The 15,699-nt window shown below is 35.1% G+C and carries 14 protein-coding genes; 2 read left to right on the top strand and 12 right to left on the bottom strand.

Annotation, left to right across the window (positions count from 1 at the left end; translation table 11 throughout):
- Together N0B48_RS03270 and N0B48_RS03265 are read right to left on the bottom strand one after the other, a co-directional pair.
- On the bottom strand, positions 1–582 hold the full coding sequence (locus N0B48_RS03270) for a YIP1 family protein (RefSeq protein WP_259836727.1): 582 nt from the start codon (positions 580–582) through the stop codon (positions 1–3).
- 10 nt (positions 583–592) lie between these two features.
- Positions 593–865, bottom strand: a complete 273-nt coding sequence (locus tag N0B48_RS03265) for a DUF2089 family protein (RefSeq protein ID WP_259836725.1) — start codon at positions 863–865, stop codon at positions 593–595.
- Positions 866–1,199: 334 nt separating this feature from the next.
- On the opposite strand from N0B48_RS03265, the gene N0B48_RS03260 reads away from it, so the two are divergent.
- A complete protein-coding gene (locus N0B48_RS03260) occupies positions 1,200–1,874 on the top strand; it encodes a hypothetical protein (protein WP_259836723.1) in 675 nt (224 codons plus the stop codon).
- Between the two features lie 175 nt (positions 1,875–2,049).
- Here the strand turns inward: N0B48_RS03260 and N0B48_RS03255 are convergent, their stop codons facing one another.
- The 8 genes from N0B48_RS03255 to N0B48_RS03220 form a co-directional block, all read right to left on the bottom strand.
- Positions 2,050–2,892, bottom strand: a complete 843-nt coding sequence (locus N0B48_RS03255; protein WP_259836722.1) for a prephenate dehydrogenase — start codon at positions 2,890–2,892, stop codon at positions 2,050–2,052.
- A gap of 212 nt (positions 2,893–3,104) precedes the next feature.
- On the bottom strand, positions 3,105–3,587 hold the full coding sequence (locus N0B48_RS03250; protein ID WP_259836720.1) for a hypothetical protein: 483 nt from the start codon (positions 3,585–3,587) through the stop codon (positions 3,105–3,107).
- Between the two features lie 173 nt (positions 3,588–3,760).
- The gene (locus N0B48_RS03245; RefSeq protein ID WP_259836718.1) at positions 3,761–4,687 is read right to left on the bottom strand and encodes a hypothetical protein; all 927 of its coding nucleotides are present in this window, start codon (positions 4,685–4,687) and stop codon (positions 3,761–3,763) included.
- 49 nt (positions 4,688–4,736) lie between these two features.
- Entirely contained in the window at positions 4,737–5,690 is a 954-nt protein-coding gene (locus tag N0B48_RS03240; protein ID WP_259836716.1) for a hypothetical protein, read from the bottom strand.
- A 134-nt stretch (positions 5,691–5,824) separates the two neighbouring features.
- Positions 5,825–6,706, bottom strand: coding sequence for a hypothetical protein (locus N0B48_RS03235; protein WP_259836714.1), 882 nt, complete (start codon positions 6,704–6,706; stop codon positions 5,825–5,827).
- 4 nt (positions 6,707–6,710) lie between these two features.
- Complete coding sequence (locus N0B48_RS03230; RefSeq protein ID WP_259836713.1) at positions 6,711–9,317, bottom strand: N-acetylmuramoyl-L-alanine amidase; 2,607 nt, start codon at positions 9,315–9,317, stop codon at positions 6,711–6,713.
- A 17-nt stretch (positions 9,318–9,334) separates the two neighbouring features.
- Entirely contained in the window at positions 9,335–10,180 is an 846-nt protein-coding gene (locus N0B48_RS03225) for a DUF4280 domain-containing protein (RefSeq protein ID WP_259836712.1), read from the bottom strand.
- Between the two features lie 4 nt (positions 10,181–10,184).
- The gene (locus N0B48_RS03220; RefSeq protein WP_259836710.1) at positions 10,185–11,201 is read right to left on the bottom strand and encodes a LysM peptidoglycan-binding domain-containing protein; all 1,017 of its coding nucleotides are present in this window, start codon (positions 11,199–11,201) and stop codon (positions 10,185–10,187) included.
- Between the two features lie 308 nt (positions 11,202–11,509).
- Here N0B48_RS03220 and N0B48_RS03215 point away from each other — a divergent pair, with 308 nt between their 5' ends.
- Positions 11,510–12,160: a hypothetical protein gene (locus N0B48_RS03215; RefSeq protein WP_259836709.1), complete on the top strand. Its 651-nt coding sequence runs from the start codon at positions 11,510–11,512 to the stop codon at positions 12,158–12,160.
- Between the two features lie 501 nt (positions 12,161–12,661).
- On the opposite strand, the gene N0B48_RS03210 is transcribed toward N0B48_RS03215, so the two are convergent.
- Both N0B48_RS03210 and N0B48_RS03205 read right to left on the bottom strand, forming a co-directional pair.
- Positions 12,662–14,944 carry a cation:proton antiporter gene (locus N0B48_RS03210; RefSeq protein WP_259836708.1) on the bottom strand — a complete coding sequence of 761 codons (2,283 nt, stop codon included), beginning with the start codon at positions 14,942–14,944 and terminating at the stop codon, positions 12,662–12,664.
- 276 nt (positions 14,945–15,220) lie between these two features.
- A complete protein-coding gene (locus tag N0B48_RS03205; protein WP_259836707.1) occupies positions 15,221–15,610 on the bottom strand; it encodes a hypothetical protein in 390 nt (129 codons plus the stop codon).
- Between the last annotated feature and the right edge of the window lie 89 nt (positions 15,611–15,699).

Below are 15,699 nucleotides of genomic sequence, written 5' to 3'. Positions count from 1 at the left end.
TTAGAAGTATTTAGATGTTAAAATTTGACATACCAAAGTCATGATCAGGGATACCGCTGCAAAAAGAACGATATGCTGCCATTTTTTGATATTGGTGGCCGTCTTAAAGCCGTTGTAGTAGATGGTTATGCTGTAAATTAAAATAATAAGGGTAAAGGATGCCATGCCTATCATGACTGTAAGATCCCAAAGCGGTATGGTTTCCGAAGGATGATTCTGATGGCTGATCACTCTTTCCTGAGCTTCTTTTATAAAGGATATTTTGTCCGAAGCCTGCAGAATAACAAGTAAAAGCTGTGAAATTAATACGGTATTGACGATATCAATGAGCCTTGTTTTACTGTTTAAAATCTTACCTAAAATAAAAAGAATAGCTATGGCAGACACAAAACTGACTAAGGTGGGAACAGCTACAGCCTGAAATGTCACCTTATCTAAACTGTTAATCTTATAAATACTGCTGAAATAAGTGCCTGTCCAGTAACCCATTAAAATGGCCAAAGCTGTTGTCAATATTCCAATACCGAGCAGCGCTTTATCATCGAATCTTTCAAAAGGATTAAAAATTGTTTTCCAGTTCATTATGGTGAGTTTACAGGTTAGTTTTCAGTTGTCCAACTTTGGTAATCAGATCGTCCATTTTGTTTCTCATGGTCGGGTAGGAGAGCCCGGCTTGTTTCGCCATTTCTTTAATGCTTCCGCTGGAAAGGAAAAAATTAAGAATAAATTCCTGCTCTTCACGGTTGAGCTTGAGCAGAACGGGAAGTTCGTAATCGCCACTCACTTCCGTTTTGCAGTTCGGGCATTTCATCTGACTTACATTTAAAGTATTGTCACAGCTTGGACAGACGGTTGGGAGTTTCATCAATTAATTTTTTACGAAAATACTATTTTTTTTAATAAAGTTAAAATGTTTTTTAATAAAGTTAAATATTTAATGGAGAACGGAGGGTTTTTGGTAGCAGATCATAGGTGGCAGATGGCAGGTGATGGAAGTCAAAGTTTGAAAATATAGCTTTTGATTTTATTAAAGAATTCTTTCAAAATAGTTGATGAAAGCATCCAAAATTAATAAAGGCGTTGTAAAGTTCTGCCACCCGTGACCTGCTACCTACCATCTGCTACCTGTCACCTTCCACCTAAAAATAAATTTGCATTTCCGATAAAAACAGATATTTTTGCCGGAAAAATTAACGATCATGAAAAAAATCTTTACACTGCTGTGTATCGGTGCCTCTTTGGCTGTATATTCTCAAATCAGTATTCCTGAAACTTCGCCGAAAGGAACAATCACCACTCAAACCGGAACGATCATACAATATAAAGATCTGAAATTCAGCAAAGGAAAAGTGACTTATAAAAATGTTCAGAATGGAGCAGAGGAATTTCTCTATGAAAACTCTGTGAAAGCTATTCAGGAAGTTAATCCAACTGAAATTGAAAAAATACCGGCCGAAACTCCGATAGCAATTGGGTCTGAACCGAAACAAGAAAACCCTAAGCTTACCGAAAAGTATGATATCAAAAATTATCTTCTTCAGAAGCAGGATTCCGAGTATATGAAAGGACGAACAGTCAATAATCTGGGAACAGCATTTGTTGTCGGAGGAGGAGTCTGTTTCGTGGTAGGAGGACTTCTAAATCTTTCCAATGCCAATGATACCAACGTGAAAAATGGGGAATCAAAAGGATCTCCTGTACCTTTGATCATCGGTCTTATCGGTATGGGAGTTGGGGTTACACTGAAACTGGCGGGACATTCCCAAATGAAAGATGCGATTAATAATTACAGAAATACCGCTGCATCAAAATTCACCCCGAGCTATTACGTTTTGAATAATAGGAATGGAGTGGGACTGATGATGAAGTTTTAAGAAGGTGACAGGTAGCAGATGACAGGTTGCAGGTGATAGGACTTCACAACAAATTTATTCATATTCGGTGTCTTTTATCAAATTTTTTTTTGCATTCAATAATAAATCAAAGGCTGTACTTTCAAACTTTGCCCACCTATAACCTGCAACCTGCTACCTATAATCTACCACCTAATTACCTCAATATTCCTCTGATCCTGTTCGCATTGGTGATCAGTTCTTCCAGGTATTCATAGTTTTCTTTTTCCAGTGCTGCCTTGAATTTTCTCAGCTGAGTGATGTGCTCGTTCAGAACGTCCAGAACGTTTTCTTTGTTTTGTTTAAAGATGGGAACCCACATTTCAGGATGCGATTTGGCAAGACGTACCGTACTGGAAAAACCGGAACTGGCAAGCTGGAAAATGGTCTCCTCTTCACGTTCCTTTTCTAAAACGGTATTGGCCAAAGCGTAAGATGTAATGTGTGAAATATGTGAAATATAGGCAGTATGAATGTCGTGGTCTTCTGCGTTCATGTAGATCAGGTGCATGTCAAGACTTTCTGCCACTTTTTCTGCCAGTTGAAGGGCGTCGGGTGCAGATTCTTCTTTATTACAGATCACTCCTGCTTTTCCTGAGAAACTATTGGAAACCGCAGAGGCCGGACCGCTGTTCTCGGTACCCCACATCGGGTGAAAAGCCACAAATCTTGAGCGTTTCGGATGGTCTTTGACTGCATTTACAATCCCTGCTTTTGTAGACCCAGCATCCATCACCGTCTGTTCGTCGGAAATCAGATCAAGGACGTCAGGAAGAAGCTTTCTGGCCGCGTCTACGGGAACGGCAATAATGATAAAGTCGGCATTTTTAACGCCGTATTCAAGGTCTGTACCGGCATCTATAATATTAAGTTCCAATGCTTCGCGGATATGCTCCTGATTGTTATCGATTCCGTAGATGAAATCTGCAATGCCTTTTTCTCTTAATTTTAAAGCCATTGAACCCCCGATTAAACCTGCACCAATAATACTAATTTTCATCTTTTTAAATTTTTTAAAATAAAAAACCCCGTCCTAGGACGAGGTTTTAAGTTATGTTCATAAGAATCCTAGCCCAGATTTGAGTCAAAAATTCTATAATAATATGTTCCGATATTGAAATTCACCAAGCGAAGGTATAAAATATTTTTTAAACTCATGATATTTTTGGCTTAAATTATCATTTGATCTGTGACCAAAGCTTTATTATATTTTTAATCTGCGCTGTGAATAATCGTTCTTTTAACATCCTTATTCTGTTGTTCTAAGCTTAACGTAGTCACTCCGCCTTCAAACAGAAATTCAATCTCAGTTTTTTTAGGACCAACGGTGTAGCTTATTGAAACAAGGCCGTCTTCATTTATTTCTTTTGTTGTATTTGCCTTTGGAAGATTAGCTATTAGCAGTTCTGCTTTTTCTATTTCTTTATCTTTTATGGTTTGCCTGTAGACTTCATCAATAGAGGAATTTTTAAAGATGCATTCCATTTCAGTTTCGTAGTCCACCTGTTTTTCAGTACATTCTTTCTGAGTGAGAATTCCTTTGGTCTCAGTAATCGGAGTATTTTCAACGGCAGGTTTTATAACCGTAGCAGTGTCTTTTTTAAGTATTACGGTTTCATTAACTGTTTTTTTTGATTCATTTTGACAGCCTGTAAAAACTAAAAGACCAAGGCAGAAGAAACTTATTTTTTTCATTGAGTATAATTTGAATTTATTGGGTTTAAAAATAATGAATATTACTGTTTGAATTCTAAATATGTGATTAAAATCACTTCAGCAATTATTTTTTTAACAGTTTCTGCCAATCTTTATTTTCAAATCTTTTATTTATCACATGATTAAAACTCTATTATTCAGTTTTTTTTTTTTTATTTCATTGGAACCCATTTGTTGTAAGTTCCTTCACCACCAATTCCTTTAATATAAAACTGATCTTTATCTTTTTTTATAGTGAATTTGGGTTCAATAGATACACAAGATAATTGATCTCCTAAGTAATATATTTCTAATTGGTTATTTTTTTCAATACCTATATATTTACCCTCACAAAGGTTATTTTCTTTATAACTATTTAATGATAAAGTCACATCATTTTTATTAATAATAAATTCATAAGAAATAGAAGCCATTCCTGTAGTTGTTGCCTCGGTTTCTACTGAAACAGAATGACTACCATCAAAAACATTAGAAATAATTTTTACATTTTCAAAAATATCTTTTTGTAATAAGTTTGTATCAAATGATAATATATCTTCAGGTATTTTGGATGTTTCTATTTCTCCAATCCATTTCCATTTATTATTTTGATTAAGATAAAATGTGGTTTTAGCATTTGGCTTCAAGTCAAATTCTCCATTTTCGCCTAAATAACTTATGTATTTACTTGGTAGATAAGATGCAATAATATAATAATCCTTTTGATAAATGAAATTTTGTATTGTTTTTGAATCCCGGGCACGATCTTCAATGTTCTCATAGTTAGCGAAGTAGCCATTTTTGTTGTTAAAATTCCAAAAATATTGTATATCATTCTTTTTACCGATGTAATCAACAGTGAAAATCCCTGTTTTTTTATCTGAATATGAATATGTTGGATAAGGATTGGGATTGTCAGGTAATGAAAAACCTCCTGACTGGTATTTTGTATCCAGAAAGTTAATAGAAGTTTCTGATTCCTTGGATGTCTCAGATTTATGAGGGGTTATTACTATTTTTGATTCCTCTGTTTTGTTTTTTTCCTGTCCATTACAGCTTTGTAATGTGACTGCTAATAGTACGAGAACTATCGTTTTCATTTGGAATGAAAATGTTTGATATATTAATTTCAATGTCTATTTTTAAATATTATTTCAATTTGTGCAGAGGCATTTCATTATTCCCAGGATTGATAAAGTATATTGGGCTTCCCGAAATAAAGTAATTGTTGTCAGATCTTTCAATATAAATAGTGCCCAGATCTCCAGAAGAATTATCGTAATTTATTTTAATTTTTCCATTATTAACTTCTTCAGCTTTTAATTGAGAATATTTATCTTTTATTCCTTCTTCAGTTACATCTACGGAAATATCCTCCAATGAATTTATCATTATATCAAAAATGGTTTTTGCCTCGTCTCTGTTTGATGCTTCAAAATGATATACTCCTTTCCAAAAATCAACATTGGTCTTCGTAACATTATTATCTTTCAAAAAAGATTTTTGTTTTACTAAAGATATCTTGGCTGAAGAATTTATTTTATAATGCTCCCATTTTTCAACATTTCCTCCGGATTCATCTTCTGCAACATCCAGTAAATAAATTTCACTTTTATCAAGATAGTAGTACTTTGTTTTTACAGTTAATGCTTCTGAATAATTAAAAGATTGATAAATGATAATTGAATCAGATATCGTTTTATTTTTTTCTACATACAATGTTGTTTGATAGCTTAAATCTGCAGTATTATTTTTAGGAACTGAATTTTTAATGAATAATTCTGTATTAGAATTAAGTTTTCCAATAATATTTTTTTTATTAATAGAATTTAATTTATCGTAATCAAATTTAATTTTAGATAAAGCACATTTTGCATCATCCTCTTTAACTTGTTTTTCTGATCTATCAAAAAAAGTAGTATTTAATTTGCAAGTTGGGTCAATAGAGCTTACAAAATTCAAATCTGAAATTAATACATCACCACTCCAATTTTTATCAAAAGAAATTTCTTGGGAAAAAGAGGGTATTGAAATGTTCTCTTGTGCTTTTTTGCAAGAGAATATGCTTATAAACGATAATAAAATAACTAGGTTTTTCATCATGTGTTAGTACATTCTATTCGTAATTTTAAAATTTGGAGATTGCCAAATTATTTTTTTTGTTTAAAATTTCCTTTATCATTCAAAGAATATGATGCAATTAATTTTCATTAAACCATAGAGTTTTAATCCTAATCTTATTTATTAATTCCAATGGGTGTGTTTTTTTTGAAATCTAAAGATTTATCGTCCCAGTATGGTATAATTGGAGACTGGATGTATTTTTTTCCATCTTTTCCATAAGCCTTAAGAATTAAATCCCCATTTTGTAAATTATCAATCAAACTTGTGTCAAAATTTGAACATATTGTCTTATCAGCATCATAATAAAAATATATTTTGTCATCTATAGTGTAAGGTGTACAATATATTTTACATCCCGGTAATTCACCCTCGTATAAATATATTCCATTACTACTTACATTCAGAGTATATTTTTTATACAATTGATCATAATTGTTATTGTCAAATGAATAGATTCCAGCCCACTTAGAAATATCCATTTTTACTTTTTTTAAATCATTTTTTACTTTGCTCAACTTATATTCATAATTTTCATCATCATCTTCAGTGAGTTTTCTAACAAAATATTTTTCGATTGCAGGAACATCTTTTACATCAAATGTTAATAGTTTACGTGTTTTACTTTTTTTATCGGTTAAATATAAATAAGACATAGCGTTTACTTGTAACTGATAATCAATATTGTTAATCTTAACATCCGAATTTACCCATGCTGGCATTTCGGGCTCAATAGTATTGATAATCTCAGAAGATCTATTTTCTTTAGCAAAGTGAAGAATGTATTTTATGTCAGCTTCATTCAACTTAGCCCATGATGAACATAGTAAGTAGTTGTAGATATTAGATTGTATGTTTTCATTACATGAGCTACTAATATTACTTATGATAGTGTCATTTTTTATTTTTTCTTCTTTTGGAGATAATGATGTGGGACTTTTTTTACAATTAAAGAAGAGAAGAAAAGAAAGTAGTATTAAAATAAATGATTTGTTCATTTTGTTATTCATCTTTTTTATTAAAATAAGGGAGCATTGCATTATAAACATCTTGTCCTTCGTTAGGCTCTTTTTGACATAGTTTTTCGTGTACCTTAACATCATCCAAATCTAGTGAAAAGTGGTTTAACAAAAACTTTAATAGACATGCAATAGATTTGGATTGGGCATCCGTAACAGTTTCCCAATGATGATGAGGGATTTTATCATACTTAGCTCCAACTCTTTTATTACCATCTTTATCATATGAATAACCACATGTTTCTATGCCAATACTATTTTTATTTCCCCAGCCAGCTTCAACAGTAGCAGCATAAGGCCTTACTCCCATATGTGAACCTTTTTTATCCAAACCGATTGTTTGATAAACAGTACCGTCATAATCAACAACAAAATGTGCTCCATAGCCTTCTGTTTTCATATGACTTAATGTACCAGCTGCTTTTCCACCTGCAGTTCGATGTAAAACAATAATTTTTACTTCAGAAGGCATTGAATTTTTATTACAGCTATCAATTTTGTTTTTGGTTACCAATTTGTTTTCAATAAATCCTCCCACAATATTTCCTTCTAAACATTTTCCTGCTAAATCTGTTTTTTTTGTAGATTCTTCTTTATTTCCGCATTCAAATTTATTTTCTTTATTTACAAGACCTTCGGTAATATAAGGTTGAACTTTTGTTTTAATTTCAGATTTCATAATTTTTCCATCACCATTAATATCTAATCCTTTATTCCCATTATAAGCATCAACACGTTTATTTTTTAATTTTTCCGTTTCAGTTGGTCTGTCTAATTTAGATAGATTATTAGCAAATACTACATGATCTGGTAAACCAGAAGAAACAGGAAATAATACTCTTAGATACATATCAACAAATTCAAGATTTTTCCCTTTTAAATCTTTAAGATATTCTTTTACATAGTCAAGTTGTCGAATTGCGGTCATGTTTGCAAACTCTTTTACTCTTTTTAAATACCAATCCTCTTTTTGCTTGGTTTTCTTATTATATTTTTGTCCGTGATAATTTTTTACTAGTTCTATTGTGACCTCATGACCCAAAAGAATTTTCGCGGTACTAGGTAAGAATTGAATTAGTCCTGTTCCTCCAGAGTTTGCTTGATTTGGAACATCAGGTTTGAAGGTTCCTCCACTTTCCCACTTAAAAATAGCCATTAGATAGTTTGCCATTTTTATTTTATTAGCTTCACCCCACAGATCTTTACTGATCTCAACTACTTTTTTTCTGAAGTCACAATTAACTTTTGCACCCCATATTAAATCGTATTGCTTACATAAACATACAGAATCATTTTTTAAATCTTTTTTTTCTTTCTTAGCCGGACTTTTCCCGTCATCCTGCTTCTTCGGTACCTCCTTTATCCCAACATCAATAGTGCTGGACTTCGTAGATATATTAAGGAAGATTACCTCGGCAAATATTTCCTGCCAGTTTCCTGTCCAGTATTCTCCACTGTCAGGGTTTTTAGGATCTTTACCGGTTTCTCCGATCTTTTGCATTTCCGGATTCAGGCTAATCACTACTTCCTGTCTCTCTGCTTTGAAAGTATGGGTGTTGTTGTATACCAAATCATTATCACCGGTATTATCATGCTCCCAAAGTTTTAAAGTATATTTTTTTCCGACAACATCTTTCGCTTCAATTATCAGTTTGATGTCTTCACCAAATTTAGGTTTTTTGGTGAATGCTTTACCATTTTTATCAACCAGCTTTATACTTTTAATAATTCCTTTTTTATCAGGTTGATTGTTTTGAGAACCGGAATTGGTAGAGCCTTTGGGCGTATCAGGTTTAGGCTGTTGTTTTGGTTTGGCTGGTTTCGGTTTGGTTTTTTCTGGCACTGAAGCTGCAGCAGGTTTCTTTGGAGTAGAAGCTGGAACTTTATACTCCGGATTGGTGACATTCACATTTCCTGAAGTTTCCGGCTTGCCATTGTACTCTGCTGTTACATAATACTCATGATGTTTTTTATCATCTTCTCTTTTATTGGCTAGAGAAATATAGGTATTGAGCAATGTAAAATTCCACCTTGCATATCCTTTACTGTCTACTTGCAAAGGAGAAGATTTTAGAATAAACTGATTGTTTTTATGGTGTCCTGATTTTTCCTCATCATCTTCCCAGACACTGAATGTGATATATTCACCTTCAAGAGCCTGACATTTGGCCGTAGCTCGTAAGCGATCCATGTAGCTTAATGTTTTGTTAACCGGAGAACCATCCTGATAAGTAAGTTTTACGCCTAAAATATCTTTTTCTTTTGGAGCAGGTTGCTGTTCATTCTTCTGAGGTTTTACAATCATAGCCATGGGCTCATGACCTTCAGGACTGTGAAGATAACCCTCAATTTGATAAATGTATTTGTATGCATCTTTTCCAAAAGTAAACTCTCCGGTTCCTTTTTTCCTGATATTCGTTGTAGTAAATTTACCATCCTCTCTTTTTCTGAAAAGTTCCCATGTAACTAAAGATTCCTTTCGTTGCGAAGAGGGAGTGGCAGGATACCAGTCGGTAACCTTGTATAGTGTCTTTTCTCCCGTTTTGGGAGAACTATTACCTGTAATTTTAAAAACTCCTTTTTTGGCCATGATCATGTATTTTAATATTACCAGGCATCTGCCTCATTGTCTTCAACCTTCTCTTTAAACTCATCATAATCCACCACCGGATTATAAACCTGTTGCTCCTGTGTATTGGCATTGGAGGCCTGAGATTTGCCCACTTCACTTTGCTGGCCGTGTTTCAGGATGGTGATTTTTCCACCGGTACTGCACATCAGCTCGGAGATTTCGGTGAGACAGCTTTTCTCCATGACTTTTACCTTTTCGTAGGTCTTTTGCCATTTTCCTGCAGGAGCGTAGGCGCATGGAAGGTATCCGCCGGATGAAGGTTTGAGCTTACATTGTCCGAAAGGTTGTGCTGTGGGTTCAAACTGAAGGTCATCTTCGGTTACGGCCAGATAATCAGACAGTCCTTCAGCGTCGTTCCAGTAATGTTTTTCATGGCTGGTGACTTTGAATTTGGGAAATTTAAATCCCTGATTACATTGAACAGTTCCTTTTTGTACAATGAAATATTTCCCTTCATGGGCATTAGAGCCACCACTATTGTTTTCTTTGTCTTCTTTTTTATCTTGCTTCTGATCCTTTTCTCCTTTCTCAGATGACTGTTCATCCTTTGCTGTCGGAGAATTGTCTTCATCGGTTGTTGATTCTGTATTTTCTTCCTCTTCAACATTTTCAGTCTCTTCCTGAGGTTGATTTTCCTCTGTCATAAACTGAGGATCTTCTGTGATCAGCATTGATTTTCCGGGAACGGGATCTTTATGCATAATATCTTCTTCGGAACAGTGGAGGTTGTGGTAGTTTTTTAAGATACCCTCATCTTTCAGTCCGAATTTCTGAGCCAGCGAGCCAAAAGTGTCGCCTTTCTGGATAATATAATTTTTCATACAATCATTGTGTTATGGTGATATTGTGTTTTTGGATCAGAGCATCTTCATGCCATAGACTCAGCGATGATTCTGCCCGGGACAGGTTTTTATGGTGTTTATGGGTGGTGTATTGAAGGCTGATCTCTCCTGAAACAGGTTCTTCTGCCATTTCTTCAAACCGTATACCGCGTTTTAGTTCCTGCAGACTGCACGAGTCTGTGATTTTTCCTCTTAAAACGGTAATGATAAAATCCGAGTCCTCATCTTCATATTCAATTTCCATACAGCATTGAACAGGAAAGGAGTTTTGAATAAAAAAGAACTTTTCAGACCAGGTGGATCTTTTGTGGAACCAATCCATTTTAGGGAATAAAGTTTGAAAAAGCAATGTAGATTTGAACTGTCGTAAAAAATATTCACGGTCAGAAATATTGTCCTGAAATGTATCAAAATAGATCTTAGAAACATCTCCTATAAAGAACTCCTCCAGATCTGTACGCTTTTCCTTAAACTTTTCAATTGCGCTTTTATGATCTGCAAATCCGGTGATATTTCCTGTGTCAGAAAGACTAAAACCAATTGGCATAATACTTTCCATAAAGGCGAGTGAAAGGCTTCCTGCTTTGTCATCAGGTATTTCGTCATTGGTTTTAAAATCCTTTTGGTTAAATGTCAGGACATAATGGTTTTTAGTTTTACATCTATGGATACCTACCTGTACAGTGTAATCTATTGCAAGAGAATCTTCCATTGGATTCTCAAAGGTTTCGGTGATATGATAAATAGGGAGAAAGAACGAATTGGATAGTTGGGCAGGAGGCAGTATTTTTTTCTTTTCCTCCTCTGTTTGCTTTTCTGTTTTAAAATTCAAAGGAACAAAAAGGTGCTGAACTCCATTAAGATTTTCAAACCATACCGTATCTATTCTTTTACATCGGGAATTGTGATACAGCTTAAGCTCCTCAGCGGTCATACCCAGCCGGGAGGCAATAGAATAAAGCGTATCTCCGTTTCGGACTTTATATTCAAAAAAATCCATTTCAATCAGTTGTGAATTATGCCATAAAGCTATTAAAAAATGATATTCAAAATCTATTTTCGGAGCTAAATTTTTAAAATTGTAGTAGAATTACGATTATATCGCCAGAGATTTTAGGTGATGGAAATTGGATGATCAATAAAAAAATTGATTAATTCATTTCTTAATAAGAAAACTTTACTAATGTCTTGTTTTTATAGTTCATAAGATGTTGTTTATAGAGGAAGTTAATGCATATTCTGTATGAAGTCTTTCGTATTTAAAGATTAACTAGATTTGTAAAATAACCGGCCCAAAACATAATGATCATGAAGACCAGTTTTTTCTACACTTTACTGATATTAGTAACTTCTATAAGTTTAAGCCGCGCAGAAACTTATAAAAAGGTTGCGGAAATATCACATCTCATAAAATCTGATACTATAAAGATCAAAGAGTCTTTCAACGAAAATGATATTCCTGTTAATGAATTCTTGACCGACAGGCTTAAACCTATCCGCAGCAATTTCAAAAGAATCAATTCCATTACAAAATGGAGTTCCATAAAAAAGAAAGACATAGAAGGGGAATCTGCAGAAGGCGGTGAAGCGGTATTTTATGAGCAGAAAGGACGCCTGGAAAAGATAACGGAAAGACTTTTCGGAGAAACGGGCCAGATGCTCACCGAATATTATCTGCTTAACGGAAAACTGTCCTTTGTTTTTGAGAAAATATACAAATACAATCGACCCCTGTATTATGATGTCAAAGCCATGAAAGAAAATAACGACACGGAAGCTTTTGACTTTGAAAAATCAGAAATAGAAGAGAACCGGGGTTATTTTGAAAAAGGGAAATTGATTCATGTCAGCAACAGCTTAGATTGTGGTGCGCCTTTCAGCGGTGATTATATTGCCGAAGAGGAGAAAAGATTTTCCGAATCATTTCAAGAGCTGCTGAAACTTAGGAATGAGAAATAGTATAATTCGACAATGTAGCAATGTATCAGTCTAGCAATTTACCAATGATTTAATCGATTCAAATAGCCCAAATATTTTTTTATCAATTGATTATAGTATCCCTCAGATTATTTTATTATTAGATTGTTACACTGCTAGATTGATACATTGTTACATTAATTAAAACTCTGCAGATTCCCCGGCAGCACACCCTCTGCAGGAAGGTTTCACCGCCGGATCTACAGTTCCGATTCAGTATGGGTCAACGGGATTTGGAGTAGACTTATCAAATATATTATTTGCTGACCAATACCGGAAACGGAAGTTAATATGGACTGTGTGGACTGATGTTTTCTCATTAAATAAAAGATATCATTCTATGCAACCTGTTCAGTGTTTCCATAGATTCTGATATTCTGATATTCTTATATTGTTCCATTGTTAAATTGTTACACTATTAGATTGTTACATTGTTACACTGCTCCATTGTTATACTGTTACACTGGTAAAATGTTTAAAAACTTATGGATTGGAGATAATCAATGTTGAAGGAATATCAGACAGCCACAGACTTTTGCTGTCGATCAGGTTTTTCCAGCTTTTGCTGCTGACCAACATCAGATCCTGTGCGTTCAGGAATTCTTTCTCGATCTTTTTCTCGTTATATAAAGTGATGTGATTGGGTGCTACCTGCTCAATGCTTCTGATCAGTTCCTTCACCTCAATATTGTTGCGGATCTGTCCTGCGGCATCCAGGATAATGATTTGTGAGTTGTTATTGTTGATCAGCCTTTTGGCATATTCAAGCAGATAAAAATCGCTCAGATTGAAGATCGGGACAAACACCTTATCAGCCGATTTAAAATCCTTTTCTACCATAATCCCTACCGGAATATGGGTTTTGTCAAGAATCTGAAGCGTAAAATCATCAAAAGGAGAGTTGTTGAAAATATTTCCTTTGCCTTTTACCGTGTTCAGAAGCTTTTCCGGGTTGATGATTTTGGTAGTAAATCCTAAAAGTCTTCCCAACAAACTTCCTTCATACATAGATTTACCCAGCATGATCAGGAGAAGGTCATAATTTCCTTTATTAGAGATCCCGGTCAGGTCGTTTTCAATGTCCGTGGAAGCTTTGAAAAGGGTAGTCACTTCCAGTTTCAGATCATGGGATGTTTCAATCACGTTTTTAAACTGAGCATCTTCATACTCATTGATATCATAAGCGTGCATTTCATCTACCGGAGCAATATTTACAGCGGTGATGCTTTTGTTACCGTTCATTTTATTGGTAAAATCATGAGCCAATTTCAGCAGAGTGCTTCCTGACTCAGGTTTGTCAAAGGAGAGCAGGACACGGTATTTGGAATCGTTGTCGTCATGAGTTTCTTCGTCGCTGCTTTTTTTAGATTTAAAAATAAAATTAATAAAGTCTAAAGCAGGTCCCGTCATAAAGGTGGTAAACAAAGCCATAATAACCAACATTGCGAAAATTTCCGGGCTTAATACCCCAAGATCATACCCAATGTTCAGGACGATAAGTTCCATTAATCCTCTTGTATTCATTAAGGCACCGATCGTTAAACTTTCTTTCCAGTTGATTCCTACAAACCTTGCTGTGAGGGCACTTCCTATAAATTTTCCTGTAACTGCGGTTAAGATGATAAATCCTGCTGTCAACCACAAATGACCGTCATTTAATAGTCCGATTTGTGTACGTAAACCCGTAAATACGAAGAAAAGAGGGAGTAAAAGAACTAAAGCTACATCTTCTACTTTATCGATGAAAAGCGTACGGAATTTTGCATTTTCCGGCATAATCGCTCCGGCCATAAACGCACCGAATAATGCATGGATACCAATTACTTCAGTAGCATACGCAGAAAGAATCAGTGTCAGGAAGAAAATAGCGACCATCGGTTTGCTGATGGTGTTTTTACCCGCCTGAAGATCCCCGATTCTTTTCAGGAACGGTCTCACGATTTTGATCATTAAAAATACATAAGCGATAGCCATGATGATCACATAGATGGAACTGGTAAATGAACCTGCTTTTACAATCGCAATAACAGCTGCAAGGATACACCATGCCGTAATGTCATCGGCTGCGGCACAGGTAATAACGATGGTTCCCAGTTTCGTTTTCTGAAGATTTCTCTCCTGAACAATCCTGGCCAATACCGGAAATGCCGTTATACTCATTGAAATGGCAATGAAGAGCGCAAATGATGTAAACTGAATGCCTTCCGGTGCAAATTCCCGATAGACAAAATAAGAAAGCCCTATTCCTAATGCAAATGGGATAATGATGCTGGCATGACTGATCACTACGGCATCATGGGCTTTTTTTCTTAATACACTCAAATCCAGCTCCATTCCTACAATATACATAAACAGGATAAGTCCTATCTGGCTTAAAAACTGTAAGTTACCTAGAGATTCTTTCGGGAAAAGGAAAGCAGAGAATTCAGGAAAATACATCCCGAGTAGTGACGGTCCCAAAACAATACCCGCGATCATCTCACCGATTACGGTAGGCTGCTTGATCTTCATACAGATCCACCCGAAAAGTCTGGCGACCAGAATAATGGTGACGATTTGGGCAAGAAGCAATGCCAACGGATGATGAAGATTGGCTTTAAAAGATTCCTGGAAATTTTCCCAGGTAGAGCCGGTGCTTGTTTTAGTCACTATATTTTCCTTGATCTCCAGCGTCTGTCCCTCTATAATGAAGAAGTACATCAGGCAGGAAAAAAAGGCAATGGTTGCTATGTAAAAAATTAAATTTCTATATTTTCCCCAGTTCATGATTCCTAATATTTTAATGCAAAGTTGATGAGAATATATTGATGTTAAATACTCTTGTTCTTAAAATGTAATAAATGTTCTAAAAAATGTAATAAAAACCGCAAAAGGCTTGGAAGCTGGAAGAGGGAGGTTGGAAGTTACTGTTAGGCATTTATTATAATACCTGTCTCAGAATTTGCTTGAAGCAATCCTAAAAATTAATAAAAATGTATTTCAGTTATATTTCAAACCTCCATAACTTCCCGCCTCCAGCTTCCCTCTTCCTGGCTTCAAATTCTATCTGAAAGAATATCCCAATCCGATTCCTACTTTCCAGGCTCCGTTTTCAGTAGATGTTTTCGTATTGTAATAAACCGGTATCTGAAGTACCATCTTTTTATAAACCGCGGTAATTCCTGCTCCCAGGTTTGGTGTGACGGAACTGTTTTTGGTTCCTGAAGAACGGTCCTCTTTAATTCTCAGTGAAGGAAGCATTCCGGCGATCAGTTTAAGACCTTTATGGGTAAAGCTTACATTCGGACCTGTAAAATTGATAAAAGCTCCATGATCCACATATCCGGCCGCTACAATTCCATCGAAAAAGGAGGCCTTGACCTTGGAACCTGTTTCCTGGGAAAAGCAAAGCCCGGATATGAGAATTCCTGCTGCATACAGACAATTTTTCATTATAAAATTATTTAATCAGCAGCAAAAATACACCGGAAAGGTCGTATAAAAGGGAGGATGTAATGAAACCATCACATTTTGCAGTGAAA

The sequence above is a fragment of the Chryseobacterium herbae genome (assembly GCF_025154075.1).
Taxonomy (GTDB): Bacteria; Bacteroidota; Bacteroidia; order Flavobacteriales; family Weeksellaceae; genus Chryseobacterium; species Chryseobacterium herbae.
The sequence above is the reverse complement of the archived record's forward strand: the minus strand, read 5'-3'. Positions and strand labels throughout refer to the sequence as shown.

What these genes read in the sequence shown, in the direction of transcription:
- N0B48_RS03205 (WP_259836707.1), bottom strand. Translation starts at nt 15,610, where the DNA reads ATGAAAAATTGTCTGTATGCAGCAGGAATTCTCATATCCGGGCTTTGC.
- N0B48_RS03240 (WP_259836716.1), bottom strand. Translation starts at nt 5,690, where the DNA reads ATGATGAAAAACCTAGTTATTTTATTATCGTTTATAAGCATATTCTCT.
- N0B48_RS03210 (WP_259836708.1), bottom strand. Translation starts at nt 14,944, where the DNA reads ATGAACTGGGGAAAATATAGAAATTTAATTTTTTACATAGCAACCATT.
- N0B48_RS03270 (WP_259836727.1), bottom strand. Translation starts at nt 582, where the DNA reads ATGAACTGGAAAACAATTTTTAATCCTTTTGAAAGATTCGATGATAAA.
- N0B48_RS03250 (WP_259836720.1), bottom strand. Translation starts at nt 3,587, where the DNA reads ATGAAAAAAATAAGTTTCTTCTGCCTTGGTCTTTTAGTTTTTACAGGC.
- N0B48_RS03265 (WP_259836725.1), bottom strand. Translation starts at nt 865, where the DNA reads ATGAAACTCCCAACCGTCTGTCCAAGCTGTGACAATACTTTAAATGTA.
- N0B48_RS03235 (WP_259836714.1), bottom strand. Translation starts at nt 6,706, where the DNA reads ATGAACAAATCATTTATTTTAATACTACTTTCTTTTCTTCTCTTCTTT.
- N0B48_RS03245 (WP_259836718.1), bottom strand. Translation starts at nt 4,687, where the DNA reads ATGAAAACGATAGTTCTCGTACTATTAGCAGTCACATTACAAAGCTGT.
- N0B48_RS03225 (WP_259836712.1), bottom strand. Translation starts at nt 10,180, where the DNA reads ATGAAAAATTATATTATCCAGAAAGGCGACACTTTTGGCTCGCTGGCT.
- N0B48_RS03220 (WP_259836710.1), bottom strand. Translation starts at nt 11,201, where the DNA reads ATGGATTTTTTTGAATATAAAGTCCGAAACGGAGATACGCTTTATTCT.
- N0B48_RS03230 (WP_259836713.1), bottom strand. Translation starts at nt 9,317, where the DNA reads ATGGCCAAAAAAGGAGTTTTTAAAATTACAGGTAATAGTTCTCCCAAA.
- N0B48_RS03255 (WP_259836722.1), bottom strand. Translation starts at nt 2,892, where the DNA reads ATGAAAATTAGTATTATTGGTGCAGGTTTAATCGGGGGTTCAATGGCT.
- N0B48_RS03260 (WP_259836723.1), top strand. Translation starts at nt 1,200, where the DNA reads ATGAAAAAAATCTTTACACTGCTGTGTATCGGTGCCTCTTTGGCTGTA.
- N0B48_RS03215 (WP_259836709.1), top strand. Translation starts at nt 11,510, where the DNA reads ATGAAGACCAGTTTTTTCTACACTTTACTGATATTAGTAACTTCTATA.